Consider the following 7172-nt stretch of genomic DNA (forward strand, 5'->3'; position numbering starts at 1 on the left):
TTTCTATGGAGATGAACGATTTTTCTATAGAGATGAACGATTTTTCTATAGAGATGAACGATTTTTCTATAGAGATGAACAATAATTTCTACCTCCCCTACCTCCCCTGCTGCCCCCTGCCCCCTGCCTCCTGCCCCCTGCCCCCTGCCCCCTGCCCTAAACAAGGAATGGTAAGTGCTATATAATCATTGAGAGATATTTCTAAAACTAATGAAATTACTAATTAGTAACGATGATGGTATTTCTGCACTAGGGATTCGGACTCTAGCTAATTGCTTGGCCGAAGCCGGCCATGATATCAGCGTAGTATGTCCAGATCGAGAGCGATCGGCAACTGGCCACGGACTTACCCTACAACAACCAATCCGTGCTGAAATTGTCGAATCAATTTTTCACCCCTCAATCAAAGCCTGGGCTTGTGATGGCACTCCCTCCGATTGTGTAAAATTAGCTTTGTGGGCATTACTCGATTCTCCCCCTGATTTAGTCTTATCGGGAATTAATCAAGGTGCAAATTTAGGAACAGAAATTCTTTACTCTGGAACTGTTTCAGCCGCCATGGAAGGTACTCTCGAAGGTATACCCAGTATTGCCTTCAGCCTCACCAGCCATACTCACAAAGACTTTCAACCAGCAGCTAGATTTGCCAAACTTTTACTTGAGCAGCTAACAACCCAACCTTTACCAGATTTAATGTTACTTAATGTCAACATCCCTCCCGTCACCTGGGAAGAAATCGCCGGCGTAACCCTCACCCGTCAAGGAGTACGCCGTTATGTTGATGTTTTTAATAAGCGAATTGATCCCAGAGGAAAAACCTACTACTGGTTAACCGGAGAGGTTTTAGAGGAAGTCGAACCACCACCAGGGCTGCACTTACCCCCCCAAATTCCCCTAGATATCCATGTTATCCGCAAAAACTTTATCAGCATTACTCCATTGCAATATAATCTTACTTATGCCAACGGACTTGATCAGTTGTCTACATGGGAATTTAAATTTCCCTAAACTTAATGTTTAGTCGAAAATTTTTGCCCTAAAAACAGTACAATAGCAGCACAATTTAGGTGATAAAACTAAAACCCGTCTTCAGATCACTGAAGAGATATAAACTTTAATGTAATATAGTCTCACTCTTTTAAGATTTTTATCTGGCAGTACCTGAATCAGAACTAACCTGAAACAAAAATCCTGCTTAACAATAAATATCTTTTAAAAAAGGTCGTAAGACAGCATAAACTTAACAAAACAAGTAACATTTTTAATTGATCCCCTGCTCAGTCCAGCAAACAACACCCATGTCTAGGATAGAGAATCAATTTACAGTACAATTTTGGGGCGTTAGGGGCAGTATCCCCAGTCCAGGTCCACGAACTGTCCGTTACGGAGGTAACACTCCTTGTATTTCCATGCAAGTGGGCAGTAAACGCTTGATTTTTGATGCTGGTACAGGGCTGCACGTTCTAGGACAATCATTATTGTCCCAGATGCCATTAGAAGGCCATATTTTCTTTACTCATTCTCACTGGGATCATATTCAAGGGTTTCCCTTTTTTACCCCAGCCTTTATTAAGGGTAATAAATTTAATATCTATGGTGCGATCGCCCCTGATGGTTCAACAATAGAACAGCGTCTCAACGACCAAATGCTTCACCCTAATTTCCCTGTACCTTTACAGGTAATGCAGGCTAATTTGAACTTTTACAATATCCAACCAGGGAAACCAATCCACATTGACGACATTACCCTGGAAACGGCTCATTTGAATCATCCAGGTGAAGCCATAGGATATCGAGTTAACTGGCGCGGTGGTGCTGTTGTTTACATTACAGATACAGAACATTTCCCCGATAAGTTGGATGAAAACATCTTACGGTTATCACAAGATGCCGACATCATGATTTATGATTCCACTTATACGGATGAAGAATACTACTCTCCGTCCTTTCCCAAAATTGGTTGGGGACACTCTACTTGGCAAGAAGCAGTCAAAATGGCCAAGGCCGCTAATGTCAAAACCCTAGTAATTTATCACCACGATCCCACTCACAATGATGAGTTTTTAGATCGGATTGGTCAAGAAGCATTGGAAAAATTTTCTGGGGCAATCATGGCCAGGGAAGGATTGGTACTTCAAGTTCCTGTGACAGTACCTCTATCTGAATCTGTATAGGTTTATCCCTGGCTAGACTGTGATGAAGCTAGGGTTTTTTATTCGCTTCCTGCTGTGCCGCCTCACTAAATTTGATGTAAAGTTTAGTGCGAATTTGAGCTTCCTGGTAGCGGCCATGACTAGGAGGGACTTGATTCATTAAATCAGAAGCCCTTTGCCATTTAGCAGCCAACTCTAGCCACTGAGTTGCATTTGTAGCTGTTTTCCCAGATAGGGAAGCTTGGTTAGCAAGACGTACAGCTTCCGCAAAGGGATCATCATCCGTTGGGATAGGAGTTGATGTTTTTGAGGTATTTTTGTTTCCTGTATTTAAAGATGGGAAAATTTCTAGTGGTATGATGTTTTTGAATTGATTGTTCAAGCCAGCATAAACCAGCCAACCCAGTAAAGAGAGTGAGCATAGACCGGCAGCCATTGTAAATGTATTGGCTAAAGTTAAAGTTTTATATTTATTTTTGTTAGTCAGTCCAGATTGAGGTTGAGCTAAAAGCGGTTTTGTGGATTGAGCATAGGCGTGTGTAAAATCTTGAATTAGTTGCTTGAGGATATTTGGTTGAGATAAAATAATTTCCTGCGACCAGAGTAATTGATTTTCGCGATCGCGGTTAATTTCCTCCAACCATAATAATTGGTCTTCTCTAACAATCCGACTGTTGATATTCACCCGACGAATATTACGGGGTGCAATAGATTCCAGAATTTGCTGAATTTGTTGCACCAGGGTAGACTGTTCTAGCTGTTCTGTTTTAGCGGACTCACACAAAAGTTGTAAGATCCCATCAGAAAACATAGCTCTAGTTCTGACCCCAGAGTTGGCTAGTTGGTCATTCAAGACTTGAATAATCGCCGCCACGCTACCCTGGTGGGCTTGCCAAGCAATATCGTTAATCCGATCTACCATTTGTAGTTTAATAATGGCTTTTGTACCCTGACTTATTAATTAAGGATGTCGTTCTCAAAAACTTCATCTAGTCTAGAATTATATAAGTGAACTGGCCAGATTGCCAAATAAAATTATACTAAAACAATTTGTTGTATTTTGTTATAGCGATCGCCATCATAAATTATTCAGTGTAGAGACGTTCCATGGAACGTCTCTGGGGTTTGATCTCCTAAAACCACTAAAAATCCGCGCTTTGGGGTGTACGGGGGAACGGAATCACATCTCGAATATTTCCCATACCCGTCATAAATTGCACAAGTCTCTCAAAACCTAAACCGAAACCAGCGTGGGGAACAGTACCATAACGCCGTAAATCTAAATACCACCACAAATCTTCAGGTTTCATTCCTTGGGCTAAAACCCGTTTTTCTAAAACATCTAGCCGTTCTTCCCGTTGAGAACCGCCAATAATTTCTCCTATTTTTGGGGCGAGAATATCCATAGCGCGGACGGTTTGTTCATCATCACTTAAACGCATATAAAAAGCCTTAATTTTTGCTGGGTAATCTGTGACAATTACAGGCTTTTTAAACAGTTGTTCAGCTAAATAGCGTTCATGTTCCGATTGTAAATCTAAACCCCAACTCACAGGATACTCAAATTTAACATCAGATTTTTCTAAAAGTTTAACCGCATCAGTATAAGTTAACCGTTCAAATTGATTGTTAATAATATTATTTGCGGTTTCTAAAACAGTCTTATCAATGCGTTCATTGAAAAATTCCATGTCTTCTGGACAGGTTTCCAATACATATTTAAAAATGTGTTTAAGAAACTCCTCAGCCAAATCCATATCACCTTCTAAATCACAAAACGCCATTTCTGGTTCAACCATCCAAAATTCTGCTAAATGGCGGGATGTGTTGGAATTTTCAGCGCGAAAAGTGGGTCCAAAGGTGTAGACGTTGGTAAAAGCCATCGCCATAATTTCCGCTTCTAATTGACCACTAACTGTTAAATAGGTGGGTTTACTAAAGAAGTCTTGACTGTAATCAATCTCTTGGTTTTGGATGCGGGGAACATTTTTTAAATTCAAACTGGTGACGCTGAATAATTCTCCTGCACCTTCACAATCACTGGCGGTAATAATGGGAGTGTGTACCCATAAAAAGCCTCTTTCGTGGAAAAATTGGTGAATTGCTGTAGCGCAAGCATTTCTCACTCGGAAGACGGCACCAAAGGAATTAGTTCTAGAACGTAAATGGCCAATAGTCCGCAAAAACTCAAAGGAATGGCGTTTCTTTTGCAGAGGATAGGTATCGGGATCAGCTTCTCCGTGTACTTTTACAGAATCGGCTTTTAGTTCAATTCGTTGTCCTTTACCTTGGGAAGCCACCAGCACTCCTGTGACTTCAATGGAAGCCCCAGTGTTAATTTGTTTTAATATGGCTTCGTAATCTGACAAATCTTGATTGATGACGACTTGCAAATTAGCTAAAGATGAACCATCATTAACTTCAATAAAAGCAAACCCTTTCAATTCCCGTTTTGTTCTTACCCAACCTTGAACTAAGAGAGATTCGTCAGGTTGGCTACTCCGCAAAATTTCTGCTATTCGTCGATTTACCATTTTATCCAACTTTTATAAACAATACAAGACAGTATCTATACAGCATATTGCAGGTAGATGAAGTACACAATTTGATCAGGATTTAGATGATTTCTCCTTTCTTCCTCCTGACTCCGGTCACTGAGCGTAGCCAAAGTGCTGACTCCTGCTCTACCTTATCCTTCACAAGATTTTAAGATCCAACCGATAATAATCCCCAATCCACCAAAACGGACAGCTTGCCAAAAAGGTCTTTTAATGGTGTTCCAGGAGAATAACTGGCTTTCTAAGTTAATTTCCAGGATTTCCAACTGCTTTTCCAGACGTTTTAACTCGGCTTTTAGTTCTGGGGTCTGATGCTGATTCTGTTTCAGATGTTTAAGTTCTTGTTGCCATTGTGCCTGTTGTTGTTGATCTTGCTGCACTTGGGCATATCGTTCTTTTAATAATAATAGCGATCGCTCTACTTCTTCCAGTTCTTGTTCAAAGTCGGGTTCTTGACTTTCTGCTGCTGAGGGTTGGGTTAATTTTTTTGGTGGTTTCATGGACAAGTAGTAAGCTAGAATAGTTAGTCACTATCACGGCTGTAACGTCTTTCCTTGATTTTTTATTTTTAATTAATTGATCTCTATGTCTAACAATAGTCAACTCCAAGAAATTAGTACCCTAGAATTAGCACAAGCCCTGATGGAAAGGCTAACTATCTCCCCTGATGAGTGGCATCGTCTCAAATCTAACCGCAATGCCCGCGCTAGTGAGCAACTAGCCGCAGCAATGGTATTTCTAGTCAAAAATCAACCCCAAGAAGCCCAAGCGCGATTAGAACAGGCTGTAGGCTGGCTAGATAAGTCAATTTCTGCCCCTCCTTGTCCCAGTCATGGAAAAGGTTGAGGCAGAGGCAGGGGAGGCAGGGGAGGCAGGGGAAGCAGGGGAGGCAGGGGAAGCAGGGGAGGCAGGGGAGCAATAATCTTTTATTACCAATCACCAATCACCAATCACCAATCACCCATTACCAATCACCCATTACCCATTACCTCTTCACTTGTAGAAATTTTTCCGTATCAGAGAGTAAACGTGTACCCCAAAGATTTTGTTTGAGAAAATCTAAATCGGCATAGCGTTGATCGATGCGGAGGGCTGAGTCTCTCATTTCTAGACCTTTTTGTTTATCACCCTTGACGTACAAGGCTACAGCTAAAGCTAATAAAGGTTCTGCGGCTTTGTTGTCAATGGCTACGGCTTCCTGCCATTTTTGAATGGCTCCTGGGATGTCTCCTTGTTCATACTTGATTAAACCAATGTTATTAATTGCTGGCCAGAATTTTTTATTTTGAGCGATCGCTTGATTGAATTGAGCGATCGCTTCTGGAAATTTATCTAAAACCAGGTAAGCATTTCCTAAATCAAATAACCCTTCTGGATCATTGGGTTTTAATTTTAAACCAGCTTGATAATTTAACAGCGCTGCTTGGTAATTTTTCTGCTGAAAATTGGCTGAACCCAAGGCAAACAGCACATCGGGGTTTTGGGGGTTTAGTGTTTGTGATTGATTTAAAGCGGCGATCGCTGCCTTATAATCTTTATTTTGTAAATGTAAGCTACCTAATAGCAGCCATACTTTATCGTTGTTGGGAGCTAGTTGAGTAGCCAACCGCGCTCGCGGTAAAGCCAACTCAAACTGTTGAAACTGGACTAATTGAGCCGCTTCCTGTGCCAAGCTCAAACCTTGTTTCTCTAACTGCGCTGTATTGAGTTGCAATACATGGGGAATAAGTGCCTGTGCTTGGGCTGCTCTAGGCATACTCCACAAACTACAAGCAACCAGAAAAGAAATCAAACAAACCTTTTTCGGCACGCTATCGCCTCTTAACCACAAATCAAATAATCTTGTACATAGCTTAAACCATCTCTACTCTAGACGGAAATCTACATTTTGTTTAATTTCCAAAATCTGACTTTTTCTCCAGAAGCGGAAGATGATTGCCAACAGGTGGAGCGGGATAAGTCTGGAAACTCCATTTTAGTCTAAGTTTCAAGCCCCAAATTCCTACTGGACTTTGGACTAAAAAGCTAAAGAAAAGCAGTCAGCAGTGACACTGACTGGCGTAAAGTCAATGAAAGTAATCAATAAATCATTGACATGATGATCCTGACACAACTAGAAAAATTCCGCCAAGGTATACCCAACACGGCTTAATTGTTTGATTCTCCGGGTAGTTTTAAGCCCTGGCGACTAGAAGTCACGGCTACACAAACAAAGTCCGCCTGCGCGGACTAACGAAAAATCAAGGATTGGAAACCCACGTAGGCGGTCACTGAGCTTGCCGATAGCGTAGCGTGGCGTTAGCCATAGTGTGGGTTTTGCCTGTGTAGATGCGGTTTCTAACCGCCCGTTTAATTATAAATCTAGGCTTTTCGTGATTATACAAAAGTCCATGTCTCAACCGTTGTGAGTATATCTATGATTCGTTGGGGAAGGCCACAGATGCAGTATTAACAAGTCCGA

At 41.4% G+C, this 7172-nt stretch carries 8 protein-coding genes; 4 read left to right on the top strand and 4 right to left on the bottom strand.

From position 1 onward, the window contains the following. From VB711_RS00470 to VB711_RS00480, 3 genes are all read left to right on the top strand, one after another. Positions 1-185 (top strand): hypothetical protein (locus VB711_RS00470; protein WP_323283704.1); only part of this gene is annotated, 185 nt, incomplete at its 5' end. Positions 186-210: 25 nt separating this feature from the next. Continuing rightward, entirely contained in the window at positions 211-1008 is a 798-nt protein-coding gene (gene surE, locus VB711_RS00475; protein WP_323283705.1) for a 5'/3'-nucleotidase SurE, read from the top strand. Positions 1009-1298: 290 nt separating this feature from the next. Continuing rightward, positions 1299-2174, top strand: coding sequence for an MBL fold metallo-hydrolase (locus VB711_RS00480; RefSeq protein ID WP_323283706.1), 876 nt, complete (start codon positions 1299-1301; stop codon positions 2172-2174). Between the two features lie 28 nt (positions 2175-2202). Here the strand turns inward: VB711_RS00480 and VB711_RS00485 are convergent, their stop codons facing one another. The 3 genes from VB711_RS00485 to VB711_RS00495 all read right to left on the bottom strand — a co-directional run bounded on the left by VB711_RS00485 (position 2203) and on the right by VB711_RS00495 (position 5211). Continuing rightward, positions 2203-3075: a hypothetical protein gene (locus tag VB711_RS00485; RefSeq protein ID WP_323283707.1), complete on the bottom strand. Its 873-nt coding sequence runs from the start codon at positions 3073-3075 to the stop codon at positions 2203-2205. A 220-nt stretch (positions 3076-3295) separates the two neighbouring features. After that, positions 3296-4687, bottom strand: coding sequence for an asparagine--tRNA ligase (gene asnS / locus VB711_RS00490; RefSeq protein WP_323283708.1), 1392 nt, complete (start codon positions 4685-4687; stop codon positions 3296-3298). A 155-nt stretch (positions 4688-4842) separates the two neighbouring features. After that, positions 4843-5211: a hypothetical protein gene (locus VB711_RS00495; protein WP_323283709.1), complete on the bottom strand. Its 369-nt coding sequence runs from the start codon at positions 5209-5211 to the stop codon at positions 4843-4845. 85 nt (positions 5212-5296) lie between these two features. Between VB711_RS00495 and VB711_RS00500 the strand changes: the two genes are divergently transcribed. After that, a complete protein-coding gene (locus tag VB711_RS00500; RefSeq protein WP_323283710.1) occupies positions 5297-5557 on the top strand; it encodes a DUF6439 family protein in 261 nt (86 codons plus the stop codon). 139 nt (positions 5558-5696) lie between these two features. On the opposite strand, the gene VB711_RS00505 is transcribed toward VB711_RS00500, so the two are convergent. Continuing rightward, the gene (locus VB711_RS00505; protein WP_323283711.1) at positions 5697-6521 is read right to left on the bottom strand and encodes a tetratricopeptide repeat protein; all 825 of its coding nucleotides are present in this window, start codon (positions 6519-6521) and stop codon (positions 5697-5699) included. Positions 6522-7172 lie beyond the last annotated feature (651 nt).

This window comes from Cronbergia sp. UHCC 0137, assembly GCF_034932285.1.
Taxonomy (GTDB): Bacteria; Cyanobacteriota; Cyanobacteriia; order Cyanobacteriales; family Nostocaceae; genus Cronbergia.

What these genes read in the sequence shown, in the direction of transcription:
- VB711_RS00500 (WP_323283710.1), top strand. Translation starts at nt 5,297, where the DNA reads ATGTCTAACAATAGTCAACTCCAAGAAATTAGTACCCTAGAATTAGCA.
- VB711_RS00480 (WP_323283706.1), top strand. Translation starts at nt 1,299, where the DNA reads ATGTCTAGGATAGAGAATCAATTTACAGTACAATTTTGGGGCGTTAGG.
- VB711_RS00485 (WP_323283707.1), bottom strand. Translation starts at nt 3,075, where the DNA reads ATGGTAGATCGGATTAACGATATTGCTTGGCAAGCCCACCAGGGTAGC.
- VB711_RS00495 (WP_323283709.1), bottom strand. Translation starts at nt 5,211, where the DNA reads ATGAAACCACCAAAAAAATTAACCCAACCCTCAGCAGCAGAAAGTCAA.
- surE (WP_323283705.1), top strand. Translation starts at nt 211, where the DNA reads ATGAAATTACTAATTAGTAACGATGATGGTATTTCTGCACTAGGGATT.
- asnS (WP_323283708.1), bottom strand. Translation starts at nt 4,687, where the DNA reads ATGGTAAATCGACGAATAGCAGAAATTTTGCGGAGTAGCCAACCTGAC.